Here is a 1,568-nt window from a genome sequence, read left to right as displayed (position 1 = left end):
GTCAAAACGTTTGTCGTGCTGGTCAAAACGTTTGTCGTGCTGGTCAAAACGTTTGCGGTTCTCAGACTGGTAAGCCTCAATCTTGCGGTCTTGCCGCTCAAACATGAGCCGATTCTCTCGCTGGTTTTCGAGCACAATCTTCTGTGTTTCCCCAGTAATCTCGATGAGCCGATGTACAGCGTTATCCAGCGATTCAAAATGGGATTCAAGTTTCTCTACACGATATTCCAGTGACATACTGCGTACCATTATCATTTGTTGCAGGAGCAGTCAGCATAGCAGACATTGAGAGATTGCACAGAGACACCTAACGCCAAGTTAAGCGGTGGCAACGCAGGCGGCGTCTGATGGAAAGGCGCAGCCCCGGGAACGAACTTGAACTTTTTGTTAGGTGGGCATGATCATTTGCCAGTAGCCAACATCTTGCCACTGATTGAACTTAAACCCTACTTTCTCAAAATGAGCAACTTTTTTCATTCCTAGGTTTTCGTGTAAGGCAACACTTTTTTCATTTGGCAATGTTATACAACCAATAGCTGTTTTAATTCTTTTACTCTGTAATTTTTTTAACAACTCTCTATACAAAGCGCTACCAAGTCCCTTACTTTGAAAGTTCGGATCAAGATAAATAGTAGTTTCTACGGAAAACCGATATGCACTACGGTCATGCCATTGTGAAGCATAAGCATAACCGACTACTTTTGAATCATTTATTAACACGATCCAGGGCAAACCATCTGACTTAATTTTATTAACCCTAAAATCAATATCAGATGCTAAAATCTCTTCTTCTTCAAACGTAAATGCAGTGTTCCTTACATAGTGATTATAAATTTCTACAATCCGTTTAATATCACTGCTTTCGACCTCTCTTATCATTATTTCTGCCTCTTAACCGTGATATGTGGACACACCTAACGGCTGCAGCAAGGGAGCGAGCGCAGTGAGCGTCCCCGTTGGCTGCACTTGCTATGCTGCGCTCTCATCTGCGGGTTTGATCTAATTTTTCAGCCATCCATGTTTTTACTATTGCTTGACGAGCAACTCCAAGCCTGGCTGCTTCTTTATCAAGGGCATTGATCATCCATATTGGAAAGTCAATATTGACACGCTTTGTATCAAAATCAGGACGATGACCCTTGTCCCACTGAACCACATTATCAATTAGCTCACTGCCCTCATCAAAGGCTTTGTCGAAATCTTCAGTTTTCATAGCAAGTAATCTCCTTTGTTCTCGAACGGCGAACTGAAATAATTCTGATGTTATCTCCTCATAGTGTATAAACCGCTGTCCAGTGTTTGCCTTTGTACCTTGCAACCATGAGGAATCGCTCTTCTCCTTCAAGACTTGCAGGAAAGATGATTTTTGACTCATCCTCCCATAAGTTTTGAGCTTCATCGAAGTCAATACCATGTTTGTCAAAATTAGTCATACTTTTATTCGGATCGTATTCAAACAAGTGATTTTGACACCTATAAATACAGCAATTAGGTATCAATTATATACCATTTGATGCTAGCAGCCTGTCGGACTTAAGGCTGTCCTACTGCGGTTGCAATAAATTGGT

3 protein-coding genes and 1 pseudogene are annotated in these 1,568 nt (G+C 41.6%); all 4 read right to left on the bottom strand.

Annotation, left to right across the window (positions count from 1 at the left end):
• Window positions 1–249: pseudogene (locus KDK19_RS07260) on the bottom strand (hypothetical protein); the annotation flags it as partial.
• Between the two features lie 138 nt (window positions 250–387).
• Window positions 388–879 (bottom strand): GNAT family N-acetyltransferase, encoded by a 492-nt coding sequence (locus KDK19_RS07255; RefSeq protein ID WP_257253574.1) that lies wholly within the window; start codon window positions 877–879, stop codon window positions 388–390.
• 103 nt (window positions 880–982) lie between these two features.
• The gene (locus tag KDK19_RS07250; protein ID WP_257253572.1) at window positions 983–1,213 is read right to left on the bottom strand and encodes a CopG family transcriptional regulator; all 231 of its coding nucleotides are present in this window, start codon (window positions 1,211–1,213) and stop codon (window positions 983–985) included.
• A gap of 58 nt (window positions 1,214–1,271) precedes the next feature.
• Window positions 1,272–1,460 (bottom strand): BrnT family toxin, encoded by a 189-nt coding sequence (locus KDK19_RS07245; protein ID WP_257253571.1) that lies wholly within the window; start codon window positions 1,458–1,460, stop codon window positions 1,272–1,274.
• Window positions 1,461–1,568: the final 108 nt, after the last annotated feature.

Origin of the sequence: Endozoicomonas sp. ONNA1, assembly GCF_024606325.1 — a bacterium.
Classification (GTDB): Bacteria; Pseudomonadota; Gammaproteobacteria; order Pseudomonadales; family Endozoicomonadaceae; genus Endozoicomonas_A.
The sequence above is the reverse complement of the archived record's forward strand: the minus strand, read 5'-3'. Positions and strand labels throughout refer to the sequence as shown.

What these genes read in the sequence shown, in the direction of transcription:
- KDK19_RS07255 (WP_257253574.1), bottom strand. Translation starts at nt 879, where the DNA reads ATGATAAGAGAGGTCGAAAGCAGTGATATTAAACGGATTGTAGAAATT.
- KDK19_RS07250 (WP_257253572.1), bottom strand. Translation starts at nt 1,213, where the DNA reads ATGAAAACTGAAGATTTCGACAAAGCCTTTGATGAGGGCAGTGAGCTA.